General features: G+C 56.5%; 18 protein-coding genes and 1 tRNA gene. 11 read left to right on the top strand and 8 right to left on the bottom strand.

Annotated elements, in window-relative coordinates:
• Nucleotides 1-103 precede the first annotated feature (103 nt).
• Nucleotides 104-1,354, top strand: coding sequence for a peptidase T (gene pepT / locus GBM95_RS04880; RefSeq protein ID WP_152158062.1), 1,251 nt, complete (start codon nt 104-106; stop codon nt 1,352-1,354).
• 116 nt (nt 1,355-1,470) lie between these two features.
• Here the strand turns inward: pepT and ppk1 are convergent, their stop codons facing one another.
• Together ppk1 and GBM95_RS04870 are read right to left on the bottom strand one after the other, a co-directional pair.
• Nucleotides 1,471-3,819 (bottom strand): polyphosphate kinase 1, encoded by a 2,349-nt coding sequence (gene ppk1, locus GBM95_RS04875; protein WP_152158061.1) that lies wholly within the window; start codon nt 3,817-3,819, stop codon nt 1,471-1,473.
• 98 nt (nt 3,820-3,917) lie between these two features.
• Nucleotides 3,918-4,583 (bottom strand): VTT domain-containing protein, encoded by a 666-nt coding sequence (locus tag GBM95_RS04870; protein ID WP_152158060.1) that lies wholly within the window; start codon nt 4,581-4,583, stop codon nt 3,918-3,920.
• Nucleotides 4,584-4,775: 192 nt separating this feature from the next.
• On the opposite strand from GBM95_RS04870, the gene mutL reads away from it, so the two are divergent.
• Entirely contained in the window at nt 4,776-6,776 is a 2,001-nt protein-coding gene (gene mutL / locus GBM95_RS04865; RefSeq protein ID WP_152158059.1) for a DNA mismatch repair endonuclease MutL, read from the top strand.
• Nucleotides 6,776-7,708 carry a tRNA (adenosine(37)-N6)-dimethylallyltransferase MiaA gene (gene miaA / locus GBM95_RS04860; RefSeq protein ID WP_152158058.1) on the top strand — a complete coding sequence of 311 codons (933 nt, stop codon included), beginning with the start codon at nt 6,776-6,778 and terminating at the stop codon, nt 7,706-7,708. Before mutL ends, miaA begins: the two co-directional genes overlap by 1 nt.
• A gap of 51 nt (nt 7,709-7,759) precedes the next feature.
• Here miaA and purM read toward each other — a convergent pair whose 3' ends face one another.
• Nucleotides 7,760-8,788 carry a phosphoribosylformylglycinamidine cyclo-ligase gene (gene purM, locus GBM95_RS04855; RefSeq protein WP_152158057.1) on the bottom strand — a complete coding sequence of 343 codons (1,029 nt, stop codon included), beginning with the start codon at nt 8,786-8,788 and terminating at the stop codon, nt 7,760-7,762.
• 411 nt (nt 8,789-9,199) lie between these two features.
• On the opposite strand from purM, the gene GBM95_RS04850 reads away from it, so the two are divergent.
• From GBM95_RS04850 to GBM95_RS04825, 6 genes are all read left to right on the top strand, one after another.
• Nucleotides 9,200-9,790 (top strand): HdaA/DnaA family protein, encoded by a 591-nt coding sequence (locus GBM95_RS04850; RefSeq protein ID WP_226963163.1) that lies wholly within the window; start codon nt 9,200-9,202, stop codon nt 9,788-9,790.
• A gap of 13 nt (nt 9,791-9,803) precedes the next feature.
• A complete protein-coding gene (locus tag GBM95_RS04845; protein ID WP_152158055.1) occupies nt 9,804-10,502 on the top strand; it encodes an HAD family hydrolase in 699 nt (232 codons plus the stop codon).
• Nucleotides 10,503-10,509: 7 nt separating this feature from the next.
• Nucleotides 10,510-11,934 (top strand): polynucleotide adenylyltransferase PcnB, encoded by a 1,425-nt coding sequence (gene pcnB / locus GBM95_RS04840; RefSeq protein ID WP_152158054.1) that lies wholly within the window; start codon nt 10,510-10,512, stop codon nt 11,932-11,934.
• A complete protein-coding gene (folK, locus tag GBM95_RS04835; RefSeq protein WP_152158053.1) occupies nt 11,934-12,431 on the top strand; it encodes a 2-amino-4-hydroxy-6-hydroxymethyldihydropteridine diphosphokinase in 498 nt (165 codons plus the stop codon). The genes pcnB and folK overlap by 1 nt, the downstream gene beginning before the upstream one ends.
• A 23-nt stretch (nt 12,432-12,454) precedes the next feature.
• A tRNA-Leu gene (locus GBM95_RS04830) sits at nt 12,455-12,538 on the top strand.
• Between the two features lie 207 nt (nt 12,539-12,745).
• Nucleotides 12,746-14,161, top strand: a complete 1,416-nt coding sequence (locus tag GBM95_RS04825; protein WP_152158052.1) for a tyrosine-type recombinase/integrase — start codon at nt 12,746-12,748, stop codon at nt 14,159-14,161.
• Nucleotides 14,162-14,913: 752 nt separating this feature from the next.
• Here GBM95_RS04825 and GBM95_RS04820 read toward each other — a convergent pair.
• The 5 genes from GBM95_RS04820 to GBM95_RS12285 all read right to left on the bottom strand — a co-directional run bounded on the left by GBM95_RS04820 (nt 14,914) and on the right by GBM95_RS12285 (nt 19,542).
• Nucleotides 14,914-15,315: a hypothetical protein gene (locus GBM95_RS04820; RefSeq protein ID WP_152158051.1), complete on the bottom strand. Its 402-nt coding sequence runs from the start codon at nt 15,313-15,315 to the stop codon at nt 14,914-14,916.
• Nucleotides 15,316-15,878: 563 nt separating this feature from the next.
• Entirely contained in the window at nt 15,879-16,205 is a 327-nt protein-coding gene (locus GBM95_RS04815) for a HigA family addiction module antitoxin (protein WP_152158050.1), read from the bottom strand.
• The gene (locus GBM95_RS04810) at nt 16,205-16,483 is read right to left on the bottom strand and encodes a type II toxin-antitoxin system RelE/ParE family toxin (RefSeq protein WP_152158049.1); all 279 of its coding nucleotides are present in this window, start codon (nt 16,481-16,483) and stop codon (nt 16,205-16,207) included. The genes GBM95_RS04815 and GBM95_RS04810 overlap by 1 nt, the downstream gene beginning before the upstream one ends.
• 165 nt (nt 16,484-16,648) lie before the next feature.
• Nucleotides 16,649-17,989 (bottom strand): type IIL restriction-modification enzyme MmeI, encoded by a 1,341-nt coding sequence (locus tag GBM95_RS12290; protein ID WP_193222575.1) that lies wholly within the window; start codon nt 17,987-17,989, stop codon nt 16,649-16,651.
• Nucleotides 17,990-18,000: 11 nt separating this feature from the next.
• Nucleotides 18,001-19,542 (bottom strand): class I SAM-dependent DNA methyltransferase, encoded by a 1,542-nt coding sequence (locus GBM95_RS12285; RefSeq protein ID WP_193222574.1) that lies wholly within the window; start codon nt 19,540-19,542, stop codon nt 18,001-18,003.
• 93 nt (nt 19,543-19,635) lie between these two features.
• On the opposite strand from GBM95_RS12285, the gene GBM95_RS04800 reads away from it, so the two are divergent.
• Together GBM95_RS04800 and GBM95_RS04795 are read left to right on the top strand one after the other, a co-directional pair.
• A complete protein-coding gene (locus tag GBM95_RS04800) occupies nt 19,636-20,541 on the top strand; it encodes a toprim domain-containing protein (RefSeq protein ID WP_152158048.1) in 906 nt (301 codons plus the stop codon).
• A complete protein-coding gene (locus GBM95_RS04795; protein WP_152158047.1) occupies nt 20,538-22,565 on the top strand; it encodes a DUF927 domain-containing protein in 2,028 nt (675 codons plus the stop codon). The genes GBM95_RS04800 and GBM95_RS04795 overlap by 4 nt, the downstream gene beginning before the upstream one ends.
• Nucleotides 22,566-22,883 lie beyond the last annotated feature (318 nt).

Here is a 22,883-nt window from a genome sequence, read left to right as displayed (position 1 = left end):
CAAACCGGAAAACGCGCCCGGATTTCGGACTGTCCTTTGCTTGAGGGCAGCTGCCGGATGGGCGCGTTTTCTCTTTGGCTCACACCAAGAGGAGACAATAAAAATGATCGATGTCAGGAAAGAGCTTCTTGAACGTTTTCTGCGTTATGCGGCTGTAACGAGCCAGAGCGACCCGAAGGCGAAGGTTGTGCCGAGCACGCCGGGTCAGAGGACCCTTGCCGAACTTCTCGCGAAGGAGCTTGAAGGCCTCGGGTTGGTTGACATCGCCGTGTCGGAATATTCCGTCGTGACGGCGCACCTGCCGTCCAACCTCCCTGCCGGCAGCAAAGCGCCCAGGGTCGGCTGGTGCGCTCACCTCGATACGGTGGATGCGGGCCTCTCGCCTGAAGTGCATCCCCAGGTGATTCGCAACTACCAGGGCGGCGACATCTGCCTCAATAAGGAAAAGGATCTCTGGCTGCGCGTTTCCGAGCATCCTGAGGTCGAGCGCTATAAGGGCGACGATCTTGTCGTCTCGGACGGCACTTCGGTGCTCGGCGCCGACAACAAGTCCGCAATCGCCAACATCATGACGGCGCTCCACGTCATTCAGGAAGAAAAGCGCCCGCACGGCGACATCTGGGTGGCGTTCGTTCCGGATGAGGAAATCGGGCTCCTGGGTTCCAAGAAGATCGACTTCACGAAGTTCCCGGTCGACTTCGCCTATACGATCGACTCGTGCGAACTGGGCGAAATCGTCTGGCAGACCTTCAATGCCGGAAGCGCAAAGCTCGAGATCCAGGGCGTGACGGCGCATCCGATGTCCTCGAAGGGCGTCCTCGTCAACCCGATTCTCGCCGCGCACGACTTCATGAGCATGCTCGACCGCACGCAGACGCCGGAATGTACGGCCGGCACCGAGGGCTTCGTCTGGGTGAACGGCATTTCGGGCGGCCCCTCGCGCTGCTCGGTCTCGCTCAAGATCCGCGATCACAACCTCGAAGGCTACAAGGCCAAGAAGGCGCTCATTGCTGCCGCCGTCGAATATCTGAAGGTCCGCTATCCGCGCGCCAAGTTTGCGCTCTCTTTTGAAGACGTCTACGGCAACATCGCCGACGCGATCAAGCTTGAGAACAGCGCCTGCGTGGATCTCCTGCGCGAAGCGATGGCGATTGAAGGCGTGAAGCCCATCAATCTCGCCATGCGCGGCGGTACGGACGGCTCCTTCATCTCGACGCAGGGCATCCCGACCCCGAACTACTTCACCGGTGCGCACAACTTCCACAGTTCCTGCGAATTCATGCCGATGTCTTCCTGGGTGAAGAGCCTTGGCGTGACGCTGCGCCTGGTGGCGCTCACGGCTGAAGCGAAGTAATTCCGAAAGCTTCGGGCGAAAAAAGAACGCGCGGGAGATTCTCCAGCGCGTTCTGCTCAAAATTTTCCGGCGGCGCTCTTCCTTGCAGGGAAAAGCGCCGTTTCTTTTGACGGGTTTTATTCCGCCCAGCCGTAGTGCTTGGCAAGCACCGACTGGGAGTCGACGGCCTTGCCGTTCTTCGGAACCGAGAGGCGCTTGTAGCTTCCGTCGCTCAGGAGCTCCCAGCTCTGCACGTTGTCGGCAAGCTGTAGATCGAGCGTCGCCTTGATGCGGTCGCGGATGTTCTTGTCGAGCACGGGCGTAAGCACCTCGATGCGGCCGTCAAGATTGCGGGGCATGAGGTCGGCCGAGCCGATCAGCATGAAGGGATTCCCGCCGTGACGGAAGTAGTAGGCGCGGGCGTGTTCGAGGAACCTTCCCACGATGCTCTTCACGGTGATGTTTTCGCTCACCCCCGGGATGCCGGGACGCAGGCAGCAGATGCCGCGCACGATGATCGAAATCCTGACGCCCGCCTGGCTTGCAGCGTAAAGCGTGCGGATGATGGCGCGGTCGACGAGCTGATTGCACTTGAGGATGATTTCGCCCTTGCCCGACTTCTTGTGGCACTCGATTTCGCGCTCAATGTGGGCAATGATGGCGTTCCGGGTGCTGTGGGGCGAGACGACAAGCTCGCGGTACTTCGTCTGATCGGAATACCCCGTCATTACGTTGAAGAGGTCGGAGACGTCCGAGCAGATGTCGCGGTTGGCCGTGAAGAGCGCATAGTCGGTGTAGATCTTCGCCGTTCCCGGGTTGTAGTTGCCGGTCGAAATGTGGACGTACCGGCACATGCCTTCCGACTCGCGCCGCACAACGAGGCAGAGCTTCGCGTGGATCTTGAGGCCGGCAAAGCCGTAGACGATGTTGACGCCCGCCTTTTCCATTTCCTCAGCCCAGTTGATGTTGCGCTCCTCGTCAAAGCGGGCTTTGAGTTCAACAACAGCCGTCACCTGCTTGCCGCGTCTTCTCGCGTCGATGAGGGCCGCGACGATGGGGCTGTTGCTGCCGCAGCGGTAGAGCGTCTGCTTGATGGCAACGACCTGCGGGTCGCTCGCCGCTTCGCGGATGAATTCAAGAACGCCGTTGAAGCTTTCGTACGGGTGGTAGAGGAAGACGTCGTGGCTCTTGATGGTCGGGAAAACGTCGCCCTCGGCAATGAAGGCAGGTTCGAGCCCCTTATAGGGCGCGTCCTTCAGGTTCGGGCGGTCGAGGCCGATCAGGGGCATGAATTCGCTCATGGCGAGCGGGCCCTTGATGCGGAAGACCTGGAAAGGCAGAAGATCGAGCTTTTCCGTAAGGAAGTTGGTGAGCGCCGGGTCCGAACCGTGCTCCACTTCAAGACGGATCACGTCGCCGAAGCGCCTCTGGTCGATGAAGTCCTTCACCGCAGCGAGCAGGTCGTCGGCTTCGTCTTCCTCAATCTCGAGGTCGGTATTGCGGGTGATGCGGAAGATGAAGGACTTCTTCACCTTGTGGCCGCTGAAGAGCTTGTCGAGATGCTCGCGGATCAGGTCCTCAATCAGGATGATGTCGTCGTCGCGTCCGTTCGAATTGAAGCCGAGCTCCGCATAGGCGGATTCCTTCGTGCGGGGCACGAAGATGAAGCGCGGCATGTTGTTCGGGCACTTGAGGCGCGCGTAGCGGACGTTGCCGTCCTCAGATTCGAGCTCGATCAGAATGTTGATCGAAATGTTCGAGATGGTGGGGAACGGGTGGCCGGCGTCGATCGCCTGAGGCGTGAGGATCGGATAGATCTCGTTCAGGAAGTACCCCTCGAGGAAGTCCTTCTGCTTGACCGTCAGATCCTTGTAGCGGACGATGTTGATGCCCTTCTTCGCAAGTTCCGGAAGGAGCTTCTGCTTCCAGTGGTTCTGGGCGCGCGTGAGCATGCCGAGAACGCGGCGGCGGATTTCGGCGAGCTGCTTCACGGGAGCGAGTCCGTCCGCAGAGGTCGACGGTGCGCCGATCTTGAACTGACGGATGATGTTTGCCACGCGAACCATGAAGAATTCATCAAGGTTGTTGTGGAAGATCGCGAGGAACTTGAGCTGCTCGAGGAGCGGCGTCTTCGGATCGCACGCTTCATCAAGCACCTTGCGGTCGAATTCAGTCCAGTTGAGTTCGCGATTGATGTAAAGAAGCGGGTCGTTCAGGTCCGGCACGCCCTCAACAGGCGGAAGCGGCGGCGGGACGTCGTCGCTCTGGGCCTGAGGCGTGCGGCGGGCCGCACGGCTCTTTGCGGGGGCGCGCTTTTTCTGAGCGGGAGCCTTCGCAGTCCCGGACGCTTTTTTGGTCGTCTGAGCCGCAGACGCAGTTTCGGGCGCAGGCGCTTCAGGAGCGGCCGCTTCCTTGGGGTTAACGGGCGTTTCCGCGGCCGTCTTCAGGTCGGCGGCAGCGGCTTCTTGATTTTGTTTTTCCGTCATCGGCATTCCGCAGAATAAGAGAAAATGATGTGATTTTCCTCTTATTCTAGGCTCAAAAATATGACGGATTAATGACGATTATCCCTGAGGAAACGGCCTCAGAACTTTGCCGCCTTGGATTCCTGGAACTTCTGGAACCACTTCCAGGCAAAGCCCACGATGATGGGACCCGAGATGGCGGCGAGGATGCCGAGGAGCAGAATCTTCGAGAGATTCTGCTGAATGAAGGGGATGTTGCCGAAGAGGTAGCCCGCTCCGACAATGGAGACCGCCCAGAGGACGGCGCCCGCGCCGCTGAAGAGCTCGAAGCGCAGCCCGTCCATGCGCGCCGCACCGGCGACGAGCGGCGCAAAAGCGCGGATGATGGGTACGAAGCGGGCGAAGAGAATGGTTTTGCCGCCGTGTGAGACGTAGAAGTCGTGCGCGTGCTGAAGCTTATTCGCATCGAGCCAGCGGATGTTGCCGTCGTAAATCTTGTTCCCGAGCCATTTGCCCGTCGCGTAGCCCACGGAATTGCCGAAAATCGCGCCGAGGATGACGGCAAGCATGATCATCCAGGGGCTTGCCGTACCGGCGGCTGCAACGGTGCCCGCGACGAAAAGGAGCGAATCGCCCGGCAGAAACGACATGACGACGCATCCCGTTTCGAGAAAGAAGATGATGAACATCGCGACATAGATGAGCGTGCCGTAGTTTGTCGCAAGCGACACGAGAAAATGGTCGGCATTGGTGAAAAGCTCAACAATCAGTCCGAAGATGTCCATGGCCGGAAACGCAAAAAATCTATGAAGGAAAAAGGCTGAAGCCCGAAGGCCTCCCGCCGGGCCCCCTATCATAACGGGATGACGCTTTAGAGCTCCTTAGCGCATGTCAGGATTTAATCCCGACATGTCAGAGTCGTAAAACTTTGCATTTGCTGCCTCTCAGAGCAGCGTACTTTTGGGTTCAACACATCCATGCCCCGCCGTTCCATTCAAGAACTTTCTTCCCAGCTCATCAGTCAGATCGCCGCAGGCGAGGTGATTGAACGGCCGGCCTCCGTCGTCAAGGAACTCGTTGAAAATTCCGTCGATGCGGGTGCCGACCGCGTTGAAGTGCGCATTGAGGGCGGAGGACTGCAGCGTATACTTGTCTCCGACAACGGCTGCGGCATTCCGAAGGAGGAGCTTCCCCTCGCATTGAAGCGCCATGCCACGAGCAAGGTGAAGTCGCTCGAGGAGCTCGAGCATGTTGTGACGCTCGGCTTCCGTGGTGAAGCGCTCGCGTCAATCGATTCCGTGGCAGACCTTCGCATCCAGTCAAGAACGCCGGAGGAGAATCAGGCGTGGCAGATCCGTGAGGGAGCGATTGAGCCCGCATCCGGCATGGAACCCGGCACGCGCATTGAGGTGAAGGATCTGTTCTACAAGACCCCTGCGCGCCGCAAATTCATGAAGTCGGAGAGCACGGAGAATGCCCATGTGGTGACGCAGCTCGAGCGCATTGCGCTCGCGAATCCTTCGGTTTCGCTCACGCTCTTCACAAACGGCCGTCAGACGATGCGTCTCGAGCGCGCGGATTCTCACGCCGAACGCATTGCGGATCTGATGCCGAAGGATTTCCGGGGGGCTTCGCGCGAAGTGGATGCACAGTCCGGAAAATGGCGGCTTACCGGGCTGATAGGCCTTCCCACCATTTCGAGGACCCGCACGGAAGCGCAGTACTTTTTCGTGAACGGCCGCTTTATTCGCGACCGCGTGATGGCGCATGCCGTGCGCGCCGCGTACGAGGACGTGCTTCATGGACAGGCGCAGCCGATGTACTGCCTTTTCCTCGAGCTTCCCCCCGACGAGGTCGATGCCAATGTGCATCCGACAAAGACGGAAGTGCGCTTCAGGGAATCGGGTCGGGTGCATCAGTTCATTACTCAGGCCGTGAAGGCCGTCATTGCGCCGCCGCTCTCCTCCGATGAAGGGCGGCCTGCCTTTGCGGACAGCGCTTTTTCTGCAAAGTCCGGTGCCGTTCCGGAACGGCGCGAAAGCTCTATTTTCGGCGGGGGCGCAGGGGAAAAGCCTTCGCCCGCCCAGGTGTCGGCGCAGAAGCCTGCAGCTGCGCCGATGCCCTTTGCCTATCCGTCGGTGCAAAGGCCTTCTCCTCAGGCGGTGGATCGGGCGATGGCGCTTTTCGGCGCGAAAACGTCTCTGACGCCGGAAAAGGAAGCGGCTGAGTCTGAAGAGATTCCGCTTGAGGAAAATACAAAGCGAGATGTGCCTGCCGTGCCGCCTTTCCCATCCTTTGAGCCGGCAAAGGTTCAGGCGGCGCAGCCCGCGACCGCGAACATTTTCGAGGAAGCCGACGGCAGCGACGGCGCGCAGACGGACGGCGCGGGCGAGCTTGGGCACGCTGTGGCGCAGATCGGCGGCGTCTACATTCTTGCGGAAAACGCGAGAGGCCTCGTCATCGTGGACATGCATGCAGCCGCGGAAAGAGTGCTCTACGAGCGCCTCAAAAAAGCGATGGATGAAAGCCGCATGGCGGTGCAGCCCCTGCTTATTCCGCTCGTCGTTCGCGTGACGCCTCTGCAGTATGCGGCTTTTGAGGAGCATGTCGGGGAGCTTGGGAAATTAGGCCTGGATGCCACCGGGGCGGATCAGCAGGCAGTGGTGCTGAGAAGCATCCCGGCCATGCTCTCGGACACGCCCGTGCCGGAGTTGGAGGCGCTTCTGCGGGAGGTGCTTGACGACCTCCATCAGTACGATCAGTCGGAGGCGATTGAAGTGCTCCGCAACCGGATCCTCTCGACAATGGCCTGCCACAGCGCCTTCCGAGCGAATAGAAAGCTCTCCATCCCTGAAATGAATCAGCTTCTGCGGGATATGGAAAAAACAGAGCGGGCGGATCAGTGCAACCACGGCCGCCCCACCTGGACTGCGCTCTCCATGGAAGAGCTCGATCGCCTTTTCATGAGGGGACGCTGATGACGGAAAAACCGATTGCCCTGCTGCTTCTCGGACCCACGGCGTCCGGGAAATCCGCGCTGTCGCTGAATCTCGCGGAAAAGTACCCCGTGGAAATTATTTCGATTGACTCTGCCCTGGTCTACCGGGGAATGGATATCGGTAGCGCCAAGCCGACCGAAGAGGAGCTCCGGGCAGCACCCCACCATCTCATCAATATCCGAGAGATCAATGAACCTTACAGCGCTGCAGACTTCGTGACGGACTGCACGCGGCTCGTGCACGAAATCCGGGGAAGAGGCCGGATTCCGCTCATTGTGGGCGGAACCATGCTCTACGCGAAGGCTCTTCGCGAAGGGATAGACGAAATGCCGACGACCTCTCCGGAGGTCCGGGCAGGGGTCGCTGAGGAAGCGGAAAAGCTTGGCTGGCCCGCCATGCATGAAATTCTTCAAGCCTGCGATCCGGAGACGGCGGCGCGGCTCGCGCCTAATGACAAGCAGCGAATCGGCAGGGCGCTGGAGGTCTACCGCATGACGGGAAAGCCCCTCTCTAGCTTTCATCGACGGGAAGCCCGACCGGCATTCCCCATGGCAACCGTTGCTTTGGTGCCCGAGGACCGCAAGCGCCTTCATGAGCTGATTGAAAAACGCTTTGATGCCATGCTCGCTGCTGGATTCATCGATGAAGTGAAGGGTCTGATGGCGAGACCCGATTTCGATCCCGAAAGTCCGGCCATGCGTGCTGTAGGGTACCGTCAGGCGATTGAATATCTCGAAGGCAGGCGCACGTATGATGAATTCAGGCTTGCCGGCATCGCCGCAACTCGTCAGCTCGCGAAGCGGCAGCTGACGTGGCTTCGCTCAATGGAGAACATCACCCGGATTGACCCCTTCGAGTCCTCGTCAGCCAGGAAGATCCTGACGGTTATGGAAGAGTTGGCGGCGGGATAAAACAAAAAAGCCTCCCGGGAATGGGAGCTTTTTGACGATCTGAACTTTGATTTACTTCACGATGCAGGGGGCTTCGCCCTCAGGCAGCGTTTCGATCGTGCCGATGCGGAAGACCTTTTCGCCCTCAGCTTCAAAGGCCTTCATAGCGCGGTCGGCATCCTCGGCCGCAACAATGACGACCATGCCGATGCCGTTATTGAAGACGCGGTACATCTCGTGACGGTCAATGTTGCCCTTTTCCTCGAGCCACTCAAAGATGGCCGGACGCGTCCAGGACTTGCCGTCGATGCGGCACTGGGTGCCTTCGGGCAGAACGCGGGGCACGTTTTCGATGAGGCCGCCGCCTGTGATGTGGGCCATGCCCTTGATCTTCACCTGCTTCATGACGTTGAGAACCTGCTTCACGTAGATGCGGGTCGGAGCCATGGCGCGGTCGGCGAGCGTAGCGCCGTCAAAGGGTATATCCCAGTCGGCCTTGGCGACTTCAACCACCTTGCGAAGGAGCGAGAAGCCGTTCGAGTGCGGGCCGCTCGAGGCGAGGCCGAGGACGACGTCGCCCGGGCGGATCGTCGTGCCGTCAATGATTTCGTCCTTTTCGACAACGCCGACGGCGAAGCCTGCGAGGTCGTATTCGCCTTCCGGGTACATGCCGGGCATTTCAGCGGTTTCGCCGCCGATCAAGGCGCAGCCGGCGAGTTCGCAGCCCTTGGCGACGCCCTTAACGACGCGCTCGGCGATATCCACATCGAGCTTGCCGCAGGCGTAGTAGTCGAGGAAGAAGAGGCTCTTGGCGCCCTGAACGAGGATGTCGTTCACGCTCATCGCCACGAGGTCCTGGCCGACCGTGTCGTGACGGCCGAGCTGGAAGGCGAGCATCAGCTTGGTGCCCACGCCGTCCGTGCCGGTAACGAGCACGGGGTTGCGGTATTCGCGGCTCACCTCAAAGAGAGCGCCGAAGCCGCCGATGGAGCCGAGCACGCCGGGAATCAGGGTGCGCTTGGCAGCGGGCTTGATGCGTTCGACAAGTTCATCGCCGTTGTCAATGGAAACGCCGGCGGCGGCATAGGAAAGCTGGCTCATGGAATCACTCAGTCAAGAGAGAATGGCGATCTTTCTCTGCGGCAAAAGTTCCGTTTCTGCGGAGTTTTTCCGAAGAGAAGATCATCAGGGAAAAAAGAGTTGCGAAAGTATAAGTCAGGCGCCTCCTGAAGGCAGGGAAAAGAGGCAGTTTGGACGCGTATCGGATGCATCGCGGAAGGCCGTGGGGAACGGTCAAAAGAAGTACACTCTCGAGACGCCGGAATTGCTGCTTTGAAGGGTTCCTTCTGGTGCTTATTCCGCATCCCGCTTCATTCGTTTCCTTTCGTTTTTCTCTTCCTCCCAGTGGAATCTTCAAGCCTGCCGCCGGATCAATATCTTCTTGACCTTCCTGAACTTCAGGGAAGGGATCGGCCGACTTTCGCAAATTTCATACCCGGCGAGAATACTGAAGTGCTCGCCGTGCTCTGCGGCATGGCTGCCGGGAGAGGACCGAAATTTCTCTATATCTACGGGCCACGGGGAGCCGGACTCACGCATCTTCTGGAAGCTTTTCTGCCGGGCTCTACGGAGTCGGATTTCCGCGTGCCGCTTTATCAGCCGGGCGTCAGAAAGTATGCGGTCGATGACATTGACGCGCTTGACGAAGGCTATTCCCGGGAGCTTCTGCAGCTGCAGAATGCGGTGTACGGAGATCCGGATGCGAGACTCGTCTGCGCCGGGCGCTTCCCGCCTAAGGAACTCCCGTTGCCCGAGGGCGTGAAGAACCGCCTTCTCGGAGGGCCCTGCTACTTTGTCGCACCACTGAACGAAGAGGACCGCTTCAGGGAGCTCTCCCGTCAGGCCGCCTTGCGCGGCATTCTGCTTACGCCCGACATGACGCAGTGGATGTCGCGTCACCTGCCGCGCGACATGCGTTCGCTCACGCGCATTATGGATGTGGCCAATCAGATTGCGCTCCACTCCAAGCGCCGGGTGACGCTCCAGATCATCCGCGAGGCCGTGAAGGTGTCCGGCGTTGAAGAAAAAGATCCTGAACTCTGACTAAACCCATTCAATGAAGCTTGCTGTATTTGACCTTGACCATACGCTCCTGCCGATCGACTCCGGAGACGCCTGGTCTCACTGGCTTGTAGAGAAGGCCGGCCTTGACCGGGACATCCTGAATGAGCGGATTGAAGGGTATGCCGAGAGCTATCGCCAGGGCAGCTTTGTTCCGCTTGACTTCATTCACTTTCAGTTTTCGCTCCTTGCGGCAGAGAAGAGAAGCGATCTTGATGCCTGGCGAGCGGAATTCATTGACCGGATTATTCGTCCGGCGATTCGCCCGGAAGCGCTTGCGCTTCTCATGGAACGCCGCCGTGCGGGCTACGAACTCCTTCTGGCGACAGGCACGCACCGCTTCGTGACGGAACCGATTGCGGAGCTTTTCGGCATCCGGTGGCTCGCAGCGGCGACGCCCGAGGAGCGCCCTGACGGGGCTTTTACCGGAGAGATCGTGGGGTCAGACTCCTATGGCGAGGGGAAACTCCTTCTTGTTCGGGAGTGGATCGAAAAACTCGAGCTCCAGTATGGGAAAACCACGTCTTTGGAAGCCTGGTCCGACTCCATTAACGATCTTCCGCTTTTAGAATTTGCGGCGGGCTTTGAACCCGCCGGAAGAGCCGTTGCCGCCAATGCTGACCCTAAGCTTCGCGAAGCTGCGCGCAGGTATGGTTGGGAGCAGGTAGAGCTCTTTGACAAGAAGAAGGAATAAAACCTCGATGTTTGACGCAATCGTAAGCCGCGTGAAGTCTTTTTTAGGCGCGGAAGAATCCCGGGAAACGTTGGTGCGCGAGCCGCGCATCATCCCGAAATCCGAGCACGGCATTGATCCGGAGCTTGTTTCCTGGCAGGCGAAGCGCTGCTGCGAAGCGCTGCAGCGCCGGGGCTATCGTGCGTACATTGTGGGCGGCGCCGTGCGCGATCTGCTCCTCGGCGTGACGCCGAAGGACTTTGACGTGGCGACCGACGCGACGCCGGAGGAAGTAAAGAGAAGCCAGCGCCGCGCCATCATCATCGGACGGCGCTTTCGCCTCGTCCATGTGATCTTCGGACAGGAAATCATTGAGTGCTCGACCTTCCGGGCGCTTGAGGGTGCGGGCGTCCGAAAGGACGGCAGCGGCCGCGTGATTTCCGACAACGTCTTCGGTGAAATGTGGGAGGACGCGGCTCGCCGCGACTTCACCATCAATGCCATGTATTACGATCCGGCGACCGAAGAGGTCTACGACTATCACCATGGCTTTGAGGACATCGCCAGGCACCGTCTCAGAATGATCGGCGAGCCCGCGGAACGCTATCGCGAGGATCCGGTCCGGATGCTCCGAGCCGTGCGCATTTCCGCCAAGCTCGGGTTTCAGATTGAACCCGCAACGGAAAAGCCGATTTCCCGCATGGCGAAGCTCCTCAAAAACGTGCCGACGGCGCGCCTGGTCGACGAGGTGCTGAAGCTCCTCACCTGCGGCCACGCCGTGGAATGCGTGAAGCGTCTGCGTGATGACGGGCTCTCGGCCGCGCTCCTCCCGGTGCTCGACCACCTGCTCTCGTCGCCCGAAGGCGAGGAATTCCTGATGCTTGCCCTGAGGCGCACGGATGAGCGGCTGGCGATCGGCAAAAAGATTTCTCCCTTCTTCCTTTTCGGCACGCTCCTCTGGCCGCAGGTGAAGCGCCGCTGGCAGTACAACGAGGAAACAAGAGGGCTCTCGCGCATTGCCGCGCTCCATGAGGCTGCGGTTGAAGTGCTTGAGACCGAATGCCACACCATTTCAATTCAAAGGCGCTTCCAGGCAGACATGCATGACCTCTGGCTCATGCAGGGGCGGCTTGAGCGCCGTACCGGAAAGACGCCCTATTCGGTGGTGCAGCATCCGCGCTACCGGGCGGGCTACGACTTCCTGCTTCTGCGCAGTCAGGTGGGAGAGGTGCCGGAATCTCTCCCGCAATGGTGGGATGCATTTGCAAACGCCGACGACGATACGCGCATCGCCATGATTCGCGAAGCGCAGGCAGAGGCGAGACAGACGGCTGATCAGGCGCGCAGGGGCAGGGTTGCAGAGGGTTCAGACGCTTCGCAGCCCTCCGGAGAACGGCGTCGCCGCTCGCGTCGTCGTCCGCGCCGCCGCACCGCGAGGGAAGGACAGGAATAATGGCGGGAGTCTGGCTGAGCCTCGGCGCAAACCTCGGGGACCCGAGAGCTGCGCTCGAAGCGGCAATAGAAGAAATTAAGGCGATCCCCGGCGTTCGTGCGTTTCGCCGGAGCAGCTTCTATCAAACATCTCCGGTGGACTCTTCAGGTCCGGAATATGTGAATGCGGCGGCGGCGCTCGAATGGGATGGTGAGGCTCTCGATCTCCTTCATCTCTTGCAGACAATTGAGCTCGCGCATGGGCGCGTGCGTCCTGCGGGCGTGCACAATGCGCCGAGGACGCTCGACATCGACATTCTGGCGATTGAAAACGTCAGAAGCGGGACGCAGGAGCTTCTTCTCCCGCATCCCCGCATGAATGAGAGGCTCTTTGTGTTGGTGCCTTTGGAAGAGCTTGAGCCCGATTGGACTGCGCCCGATGGTACAGGCATTCAAAAACTCATCGATCGCGTCAAAAAGATCGATCCGGAACAGCAGATAACAAAGCTTTCCGACTGAAGATGTGGCATACTCTGCCGGCTCCCCGGATGGCGGAATGGTAGACGCAGCGGATTCAAAATCCGCCGGGTAAAACCGTGAGAGTTCGAGTCTCTCTCTGGGGACCAAAATGGCATCCCATACTGTCCCATGCAGTATGGTTTTTTCATTTTTATCAATTAATTAACTTTTTTAGCGTCTCAGCGCGTCCCACCGCAACTCATGGAAGCGCGGAATTTTTAGCCCGTTTTTGAGCCCGCCTAAAAAGACATCAGCTAAATTAGCCTGTGAGCACCTCTCCATATGAGGCTAATCAGAAAAACAGGTGGGCTCGAATGTCTAGAAAAGCCAAAATTCTCACAGTGAAAGCCATAGATGCGGCGATTAGCACAATCAAGAAAGCCGAGCGCGATTCTCTAGAGTTGGGGGATGGTCATGCGCCGGGGCTAATCCTGACTCTCCGGAGAGGAGCACAGGGGCTAATTGCTTTTTGGGTGTACCGCAAGCAGAAAACAAAAAGCTTTCGCGGCTGTAAGTTGGGCTTAGGTAGCTATCCCGCCGTTTCGCTAGAGCAAGCTCGAAAGCAGGCCTTGACGTACGCTCAGCAAATTGCTGAAGGTATCGACCCGAAGAAAGCGCGGGATTGTGAGAGAGCTCAAAAGACCGAAGCGAGGCGTAAGGCTGAAGAAGAGGCTAGACGGGGAAAGCCTTTTCGAGAGGTTGCCTTGATGTGGCTTGATGCCGCTGATGCCGAAGGGGAGTTTGCTGATAACTCACGCGGTCGCGATAAAGCCGAAGGAGCCCTTCGAAAATGGGTGAATCCCGTGCTTGGGGATCGACCCGTAAATGAGATTGATCGGGCGGCGGTTGTTGAACTGATTCACTACAAAGATTTAGGTGCCATGCGAGATACGGAGCAGTATTGCCGCCGGATAGTGAACAAGGTATGCACGTGGGCTACGGTGCATGGCTATCGAGACGAAAGCCGCAACCCGTGCCCCGCTTCAATGAGGGACCCACTGTTAGCAACTGCCTGTAAAGGGCTAGTGAAAAAACGGCCGCCAAAGGGTCATAACCCGGCATTGCCGCCTGAGTGCATGCCTGAGTTTATGGCTCAGTTGAACAAGCTTGATACGGTGGGTGCTAAAGCTCTCGCCTTCATGATCCTTACATGCGCTCGGCAAGATTCGATCTGCCATGATGAAAAGGGCGACGGTACTTATCTGGGGCTTCGCTGGGAGCATATTGACCTGACTAAAGGCATATGGCATCAGCCGAGAGACTGGACGAAAACAAAGCGAGACGCAGGCATGACCCTCATGCTCTCTTCTTACGCAAAGTCGTTGCTGATGAGCTTGCCGCGCTTCGAAGGGGAGCCGTATGTGTTTTCAAGTGCCAAATCAAAGGGGCATTCGATTGGTTTAGGGACAATGGGAAGCGTGATCCGCGGAATGAATCGTGCTCGAGAGCAATTAGGTATGGCTCTCTTCATAGACCCCCAACAAAACAGAGAGGTTGTTCCTCATGGAATGCGAACATGTTTCCGATCTTGGTTGAAACATGCCGCTTTGCATGGATTGAGGTTTGATCCTGAGTTAGCTGAACTTTGCTTAGACCATGTTGACGGCGATAAGTTCGGCGGCGCTTATAACCGTATGGGTCTCTCTGAAGAGGATGACAAAGAGCGTCTCAAAATCATGGAAGCATGGGGCCGCTACTGCATGGAAGGCAAATGGCCCGATGAAGAGTGACGTCGGGGCGGAAAGCGCCTGAACCACCGTAGTGATAAATCTGAAGCCCTGCCTAACCGCGGGGCTTTTTTCTTGCTCAATGGTATCTGTTTTAGAGAGAATCTATCAATATCTAATATAACATTATGTTACTTGCTAAATAACTTTTGCTCTTTAAACTTAGCTTTTCCCACGTCGGTAGCTCGAAAAATCGACCTCAAAGTTCAGATATTACTTTTCGAGTGGGAAATGTGTGAAACCTAGAGGCACAGTGAATTCCACTTCCCACTTTTTTTGTAAAAGTGGGAAATTGGGGAAAAATGAGGGTTAACCCGTATTTCTAAATGTAACGATGATAGGCAGAAAAAAGTTATCTAAATCTCTCATTCGGAGTGACTTTCTACCGATGATGGCCGCATGCCCGGCGGCGATGGCGTTCAACGCGCGCCCGCATCAATCACCGGCGGGATATGCGTTTGCCGGGGGCTCATCCGATGGAGGATGACTTCGGCGGGTTCTCCCATCGAACTTGCCCTTAGCGGGTCGGGGTAACCTCAATATCCGGCTAGCTGTAGGGTGCGAAATTTTGTTTTTGCATGGGGATAACGAGGCCGCGCTTTCGGGGTTAAAGCACGGAGAAAGCACGGAAAGATGTTGTTCGGCGCTGATGGCCTGATGGTCTTATTCCGGCGGTTTGAACTTGCTACGAGGGTTTCTGAAGTTCGCTGGAGGGAAACAAAGTTCAGGCACAGTTAAGGAGGCCTCAGAAACTATCAGAGAAACTTTTGTGCATGCCCGGATTCCTTGATTTGACGCGGCGCGGGCGGCGATTCATCTTCACTGAAAATGCAGGGTATCGAATGGCAGAAAATATGAAAGATTTCGACGGCGAGCATGCATGAAAAGTTTTCCGCGAGAAACCTGCAGTCGTTACGGCTTCGGGTTCGATACCGGGGCAGAAAGTTAAGTTTTGTTAAGGTCGCGCCGGTTTCTCGGTGAGTTGATGGGCGAGAAATTGCAGAATTTGCCGAGGCCATAAAAAGAGGAGAATCCGAATTTTCTGCAACAGTCCGTGCGCACGCGCGAAGGTTCTGCTTGCCGCCATTTTCTAAATTTTTAGAAAATGCTTCGACCTTTCTCTTTTGGGGGCTTTTGGGCGCATAGGGGGGTCGCATGTGCTCTCTTACTGTCCGTAGTGAATCGCCTATGAGTTTGGCGGTTTGACTGCAGGTTGAGCGCCGGGGTTTGAATATTCGCCAAAATTGGCGTTTAGAGATAAATCAGGAAGTTGCTCGATAAGTGCTTGATTTCTTCCGTAAGGGAAAAATTCCCCTCACGGAGGGGAGATACGGCCGACGTTAATCCAGTTTTGGATTTACCTTAGAAATCAAGCATTACGCAAAATTGCGCGATGGTCTGAAACCGTGTGCGCAAAAATGCGCAGACGGTGGGGGCTTTGATCGTCTCCTCAATTTTGAGGTTACGTGAGAAATCAAGTAGTTATGCGGCCGCTGTCTGCTCAAAATTGAGGCGACAGGGGTAGGGCGGGTCAAAAGTCGCTGAGAAACCATTCCGAGACCGCGCCCCTACCTATTTTTATGCGCGTGCAAAATCGGCTCCCTTACGGATGACTCCTTGAATCGTTCATTCTGTGCGCCCCGCCTCCCGGCGTCGATCAATGATTAGCCCGATGCTTCGCGCGCGCGTGCGAAGGAGAGACGCTTCCCCCGTGATTCTGTTATGCGGCTGAATGTTGCGGAGCGATGTTTAAAGACAAACCACGGGTAAGCGTCTGGATATACGATACATCGACCGCTTTTCGCGCCTGCCAAGCGTCGTAGTCCGCTTGCATGCGAAGCCACATATCCGCATCTGGTCCGCTTAGAGCTTTTGCAATTTTTACAGCCATAATCGGCGTTATGGGTCCCTTCTCATTGAGTATGCGAGTGATTGAGCTAGGTGCAACGCCAATGTGACGTGCAAATTCACGGGCGCTAAGACCTAAGCATTCAAGCTCTTCGGCAATGATGGCCCCGGGGTGTGGTGGGTTATACATGCGGCTCATCAGTGGTAATCCTCATAGTTCAAGATGTAGGCGTCGCCATCCTCAAAGCGAAACGTAATTCTCCAGTTTCCTGTCACTCGAACAGACCAAATTCCAGCCCTATCGCCTTTTAGCTGATGTAAGCGAAGAGACTGAAGGTTCAGCTGTTGAATGGTTTCAGCGTTATCAATCATTTGCAAGCGAAGGCCTATTTTCTTAGCGTGTGCCGCTGGAATACCGGCGGTTGAGCCGCTTTCAAAGTAACTTTGCAGACCTTTGTGAAGAAAACTTCTGATCATAACGATGAATGTTTCACGATATCGAACAGTATAGTAATGTGTTCGATGTGTTGCAACGCAAACAACCAAGGTTGAAATTACCCCTTGTTTATTGCGAAGCTTGATGCCCTCGGCTTCGCAGACGATCCCGATGAGAAAACGCCGAGGGCAAAAAGGAGCAGATCGTTATAGCTTCGTCTTACGGGTCGCCGCGCGTTCGGCTTTCCTGCGCTCCCTTTCGGCGGCCTTTTCGGCCTTCAGGCGCTCTGCTTCCTCAAGCTCTTTTTGCCTGAGTTCCTCTACTTTCTCCGAATAGAGCTTCATGAGGTGAGCAACGATCTCTTCTTCGGTGGAGTCCTTCGAAAGGCCGTAGGCCTCCAACACCGCGCGGTCGTTTGCCTTATGTGCGGCCCTTAGTTCGTCTGGCATGGATGCCGTACGGTACAAGTCCGCCATGGTTGCCCCCGCTTCCTTGGAACGTGCGTCGAGGATAGCCCTTGCAGTAGCTTCAATCTTCTTCTCTTGGTCTTCAGAGGGCGAAGGCCACGCGAAATTGTTGTAGACGATCTTGTTGGAGTAGCGGTAATCGCTTTTCAGTCTTCCCGCTACGGCGCGCATCCATGCCATGTGGGCGGAGGATGTGAGCACCCCGAAATGGTAGAGGCTGGCATCGGGGATCAGTCGAACAGCATTACTGCATAAGGACTCTGGGCCCATAAAGCCCATCGGGACGTACTCACGCTTTTCGGAGGACGTTTCTGGAATCAAGACTGAATTACCCTTGGGCATATTCTCGATGAAGAAACGACGCGGGGTATTGGCCGCTTGCTGGGTTTGTTTCCTCTTGCTCTTGAGCCGGAAGGCCCGCACCGCCTCCACTCGTTTCATGCACTCAGGAAGCTTCCCCAGTACCGCCGCAGAGCAGTTCCCAAGCCATAAGCAATAGCGCACTTGCCCGTTGATGAACTCTTCGGCCCCGTACCATCGATGGAAATACGGCGCGGCGTTGGGTTCCTTTTTCAGGAAAGCTAGCCTTTCCTCTTCGGTGAATAAATAATTTCCGTCATCAATCGGCTGATTCCCGACGCCCATTTCAGGTACGTCATAGAGAGGTTTAGTACGCGCCTCAATGAACACGTTCGGCCCGTTAAGCAGGTAGCCGTTGATGTTGGTGGCGTGAGTGCCCTTGACGCCATCGAAGATGGTGCCGCCATGATTGACGCCGGGGCCGAAACCTACAATGACGCAGTAGACGTGCGCTTTCTCTGTCGCTTCGCTATCCCACACGAAGGTTCGGTACGCAAAATTGATGTGCATTCCACCGGTGGTTAATAGCGGCTTCCAAAGACTCGCAACCTGTTGACCCTGGCAGATGGAATTTGTGGCAACGAAGGACGCTTGCGCCTGCGTTCTGCTCATGAAATCGGCGGCGCGTTTGAACCAGCAGGCAACATAGTCAAGATCGCCCGCTCCCTGCCACTTAGGCCCAAACACTTGAGCTAAATCCTCTTTCTGAGAGGCATTCATGAGCCGTGCGCCTACGAAAGGAGGATTGCCAATGATGTAGATTGAGCTGTTTCGGGGGGGGGTACTATATTGTTTTTATTGGAAAATATTTCATCCCAATCCATACGAAGCGCATTCCCCTCGCGGATATTGGTATTCGACTTGAGGGGGAAATAGTCAAGGGAAGCTCCGATGATGTCTTCGGTCTTCTTGAGCATCTGACTTTCGGCAATCCATAGCGCGGTTTGAGCGACTGATACGGCGAAGTCATTGATTTCGATGCCGTAGAACTGGCTGATCTGAACCTTGACGGGGGAATGCTCGCCGCCGAAGTCAAACTGTCCAGCACCGCCGCTGAGACTCAGAATTACTCGATTCTCAAGCTCTCGAAGCTTCAGATATGTTTCCGTGAGGAAGTTGCCTGAACCGCAAGCCGGATCGAAGAGCCTGAGGTTGCCGAGCTTGGTTTGAAAGGCCTGCAGTTCGCGCGTGCGCTTGTTCGCCTGCTTGATCTGAAGGAGCTCCGCATACTCGGCCTCAAGAGCATCAAGGAAGAGCGGGCGGATTACCTTTTGAATGTTTTCGACGGAGGTGTAGTGCATGCCGCCTGTGCGCCGCGCTTTGGCGCTCAAGGTGGACTCAAACACCGCGCCAAAAATCGTGGGGCTGATGTCGCTCCAGTTAAAGCCCTCTGAGGCTTGCGCAAGTATCAAGGCTTTCAGCTCTTCGGTGAATTGAGGAATCAGAATGGACTCATCAGAGAATAGCCCGCCGTTCACATAGGGGAAGGCAAGCAGTTCAGGCGCTTCATAGCGATCGCGTTTTGCCTCAGGTGTATCGAGTATGCGGAATAGATCACGGAGGGCCCCTCGAATATCTACGGGGCGCAGGTCCTTCAGGTAATCATGAAACTGTCGAGGGGTGTTGAATAAGCTCGCATCCTCAGCATAGAGGCAGAAAACAAGCCTTACGCACAGCTTGTTCAGGCTTGAGCGAATCTCTTCGGAATCCTCACCATACTGCTTTAAAAGACCGTCGTAGATGCCGCCTACAAGCTCACCGGCGGTAACGGAAAGCTCCGTTTCCCGGCGCGTATTGTCGTTGGCGGCGTCCACTAGGAATTGAAGGCGGTAAAACTCTTTCTCCAAGTCGGCAAGGTGCACGATTTCCGGGGTTTCATCCGGGAGCTTCGAAAGATCGTGAATTTCAAAGGTGTCAAAGTTGCAGGCGATGACCCAACGCGGGCGCTTGCCGAGATGGTCTGCGTATCGCTTGCCTTGCTGGTACGGCGTCAATTCGGAGCCGTCTGACTGTTTCAAAGCTTCGTTGAGCGAGCGGTTACGGCCTTTCTGTTCGATAAGGACTCCGGCCCCTTCCATGAGAGCATCTATGCGTCCAAGTCCACGAACAGGGCGTTCGAACTGAAAAAGCGCCTCAGGCTGTGCGACTCCGAACACATCCCGCATGAGGGCAATCCAAAAGGATTGATTGTGCGAAATCTCTCTCCCTTTGGAGGGCGATGACCATTCATCGATAAATCGGCGGATGTTCTTGCGTTGATCGATCTTGTTCATTGTTCTTACTCGTTATCGCCCGGCCGAGAGCGGCGGCGGGCTTCAGATCGAACGATACGCGAGGTTGCAGTAGGGCGGAAAGGCACATGAGTTTTGCGCCCATTCCGCGCGCGCGAAGGTGAGACCATTTACGTCTTCCCGGATGGAAAGGGCGGCATTGCGTGGAATTGGCGGTTAGGCGGAGCTCAGGCCATCTGGTTCATTGACGCGGATAAAAAGCTGTCCGACTCCGAAATGAAGAAGCTTCGGCGTCAAGCAGACCTCGTAATGAAGGAGGCTGAAGAGCAGAGACAAAGGCGGCATACGGAGGTTGCTTGCTTCGCAGAATCTCTTCTTGCTGATGCCGTATCGGCTGTATCCGTCGGTCATGGATATCTGAAGCTCAAGCGTGTGCGCCCTGTAGCGGGGCTATGGGTAATGGATGCGGCGGAGATTCAGGCCCGGTTCAATGCGTTCTTCAGGGATGAGCCTCGTACCTTATGGGACAGCCGTGCCGGGCGTCCCATGGCGGACCCCGTGCTGATGGTTCCTCTCTACATCGGGAAGAACTTTTCCTCGGTGAGTTCAATCGAATTCATCAGTGAATGCGGTGGCAAATACACGCTTCCCGAAGCACGCGCGGCGGGGGCCTGTTGGGTTCCTGAAGCCTTGAGGAAGGGTGCTCCGCTTCCTGAACGTATCGGCGTTGCCGAAGGGCTAGCGACGGCCCTCAGCGTCTCTCAGGTAAAGGGCTTCCCGGTTGCGGCGGCCCGTTCATGCGGGAACCTGAAAGCCGCGGCGCAGGCGCTGAAGCTTCAGTTCTTCGGTGTTCGGCTGATTGTTTTAGGTGACAAAGGCAACGGCGAAGAGAAAGCGCGGGAAGTGGCGCAATACGCACGAACGGCGGTTGCTGTGCCCTCTTTCTCTGACCAGCAGAGGGCGCGATTCAGACAGATCACGGGGAGCAATTCCGCTCCGACCGACTTCAATGACTACTACATTGCGACGGGGAAGCTATGAACGATCTTGAGCATGCAAAAGAAAAGGCCCTGAGCGGGGAGCTCAAGGCCACGAATGAAACTATCAACGCGGAAACCATTGTAAAGGATGATGCGGCGAATGTTTCTTCGGAAAAGCCCGATGTTGATCCTATCGATGCGGAGGACAACTCCGCCGAAGATAGCTCCCTGAGGGAATGGGCCGTAAATTCTGATGGCTCGGAGTCGTTTGAGGCGGATGACAATACGCGATTTATTCGTAAGGCCCCCGGTATCTACGTTGAAAAGCGCATTAAAGATGAATGGATGGTACCGCGCCGAATCTGTGGGCCGCTGAGGGTAGCGGCAACCGCCGTGAATCGAGACTCGGATAACTGGATGCTGAAGCTATCTTGGATGGATGCGAGAGGTTTTACGCACAGCAAGGTTATTTCAAAGGGCGATTTGTCTGAAGGGAAAAAGGTGGTGCGTCTTCTTCTTGAGGGCGGACTAGACATTGACGCCCTCAGTTCTCAGACAGGCAATACCGATGTCATTAAATTCCTTTTGAAACACCCCGTGGAAAAGTGGCTTATCAGCATTGAGCGCACGGGGTGGGGGACCCCCGGTAAGTGGCTCATTCTTCCCGATGGAACGATAGTAGGGACGCCCGAAGAAGAGATTCTGTTTACCGGCGACAGGTTCATGCCGTTTTATGAAGCGCGGGGAACGCTTGAGGAATGGCAGAAGAGTGTTGCAAAGCCTGCGACGAAGTCGAGCCGTATAGCCTTCGCAATCTGCGCGGCGTTCGCTCCCCTGCTCCTTAAGTTTGCGTCCGCCTGCGAAGGTGGCTTCCACTTTATTGGGAAAACGGGTTGCGGCAAGTCTTCAAGCCTGCGCGCGGGGTTGAGTGTGTGGAGCTTCGCCGATCACACGCAACCGGGGTGCGAACTTGGATCATGGAAAACCACCGAGGTAGGCATTGAGACCTTCGCAGACAGGCATAGCAATTGGCCTATGTTTCTCGATGAACTCGGCTCCGCAAAGGCATCGGATGTAAAGAACCTTCCCGCGCTGATTTACATGCTCGTAAACGGGCAGGGGAAGCGCCGGGGCAATCGTGCACTGAAAGCCGCTCGCCCGATGTCATGGAGTGCATTCTTTCTTTCGACCGGCGAACTTACGCTGGAGGAAATGGCGGCAAGACAGAATATTCCCGTTGACGGCGGTGTAAAGGTAAGACTTGCAAACATTCCGGCGGTACCCGATAACGTGAAGGACGGAGTTTGCGACTTCCTCGCCCCCGGCGAAGACTGGATGAAGGTCGTTGGGGATATCAGCGAGGCCGCCTCTCGAAAGTGTTATGGCACGGCGGGCCCTGAGTTCGCACGCCGATTGATTGAACACATTGAAACCAACGGCGGGGTTGAGACCTTTAAGAGGCGACTATCCAACCGTCTGAAAGAGTGGATAGATAAAAGCGCCCCGAACGCACCTCAGGAAGTTCGGCGCGTGGGAAGGCGATTCGCCCTTGTCGCTATGGCGGGGGAGATTGCTACGGCCCTAGGCGTCCTTCCTTGGGATAGTGAAACGGCGTCAATGTTCGCGCGCATCTGCTTCGAATCTTGGCGGCGAGAGTATGAGCAAGCTGAAAGCGATGGCGATGCTAAGGGCGTTCCTCTGGCTATTTTCCGTGCGTACCCTTCGAAATTCGCTATTGGGTATGAGGGTACGGGCCAAATCGAGGTAATGAACGAAACCGAACCTTTTATCGGCTACTCAATCCTTGAGGAAAAGAACGGGGAGCCCGTTCGCATGTTTCTGGTCCCTGCGTCTTTCGATCAGGAAGCCCGAAAACTTGGTCATTCCGGGAAAAACGTCGTTCGGGCCTTTCGAGATGCCGGGTTACTGATCAATGGGAAAAAAGATGGCCCGCGGCGGCTAGCCTCTCGGTTCTATAAACCGCCGTATAAAAGCATGAGTCACGGCCCCTTCTATGCGTTTTGGGTAACCTCGGAAATGAAAGACAAATACGAGAGTGCCTCAACTTTTAAGGGGGTGAGATGACACCTCGACAGGAAGACTTCGAAGAGCGGGCGGCGATTCTGGAATTCGACGCCGGGATGAGTCGAGAGGAAGCCGAAAAGGAGGCGCGCCGCTTGACCGGCTATGAAGGGTGGTAGCGGGGACGGGATGCCGGATCAATGCTTCGCTTCAAGTGGGCACCGGTGCCCAGCTCTATGACCGCCAATAAGAAAAAGCCCTTCAGGCGATGAACCTGAGGGGCTTTTGTCGTGTGCCCGGCATGGGCGATTTCTATAGGGTGAAAGTCCCGATGAGCAGGAGGTAGTGCCAAGCTCACAGCCAGAGGCAAGGGTGTCCGTC

Origin of the sequence: Sutterella seckii (assembly GCF_009183815.1) — a bacterium.
Classification (GTDB): domain Bacteria; phylum Pseudomonadota; class Gammaproteobacteria; order Burkholderiales; family Burkholderiaceae_F; genus Sutterella; species Sutterella seckii.
This window is presented reverse-complemented; position numbering and strand designations above follow the sequence as displayed.

Bases quoted from the DNA above. Each gene is read 5' to 3' on its own strand.
- GBM95_RS04825 (WP_152158052.1), top strand. From the start codon at position 12,746: ATGTCTAGAAAAGCCAAAATTCTCACAGTGAAAGCCATAGATGCGGCG.
- GBM95_RS04845 (WP_152158055.1), top strand. From the start codon at position 9,804: ATGAAGCTTGCTGTATTTGACCTTGACCATACGCTCCTGCCGATCGAC.
- GBM95_RS04870 (WP_152158060.1), bottom strand. From the start codon at position 4,583: ATGGACATCTTCGGACTGATTGTTGAGCTTTTCACCAATGCCGACCAT.
- GBM95_RS12285 (WP_193222574.1), bottom strand. From the start codon at position 19,542: ATGAACAAGATCGATCAACGCAAGAACATCCGCCGATTTATCGATGAA.
- pcnB (WP_152158054.1), top strand. From the start codon at position 10,510: ATGTTTGACGCAATCGTAAGCCGCGTGAAGTCTTTTTTAGGCGCGGAA.
- GBM95_RS12290 (WP_193222575.1), bottom strand. From the start codon at position 17,989: ATGAATGCCTCTCAGAAAGAGGATTTAGCTCAAGTGTTTGGGCCTAAG.
- purM (WP_152158057.1), bottom strand. From the start codon at position 8,788: ATGAGCCAGCTTTCCTATGCCGCCGCCGGCGTTTCCATTGACAACGGC.
- folK (WP_152158053.1), top strand. From the start codon at position 11,934: ATGGCGGGAGTCTGGCTGAGCCTCGGCGCAAACCTCGGGGACCCGAGA.
- pepT (WP_152158062.1), top strand. From the start codon at position 104: ATGATCGATGTCAGGAAAGAGCTTCTTGAACGTTTTCTGCGTTATGCG.
- miaA (WP_152158058.1), top strand. From the start codon at position 6,776: ATGACGGAAAAACCGATTGCCCTGCTGCTTCTCGGACCCACGGCGTCC.
- mutL (WP_152158059.1), top strand. From the start codon at position 4,776: ATGCCCCGCCGTTCCATTCAAGAACTTTCTTCCCAGCTCATCAGTCAG.
- ppk1 (WP_152158061.1), bottom strand. From the start codon at position 3,819: ATGACGGAAAAACAAAATCAAGAAGCCGCTGCCGCCGACCTGAAGACG.
- GBM95_RS04795 (WP_152158047.1), top strand. From the start codon at position 20,538: ATGAACGATCTTGAGCATGCAAAAGAAAAGGCCCTGAGCGGGGAGCTC.
- GBM95_RS04810 (WP_152158049.1), bottom strand. From the start codon at position 16,483: ATGATCAGAAGTTTTCTTCACAAAGGTCTGCAAAGTTACTTTGAAAGC.
- GBM95_RS04815 (WP_152158050.1), bottom strand. From the start codon at position 16,205: ATGAGCCGCATGTATAACCCACCACACCCCGGGGCCATCATTGCCGAA.
- GBM95_RS04820 (WP_152158051.1), bottom strand. From the start codon at position 15,315: ATGCGACCCCCCTATGCGCCCAAAAGCCCCCAAAAGAGAAAGGTCGAA.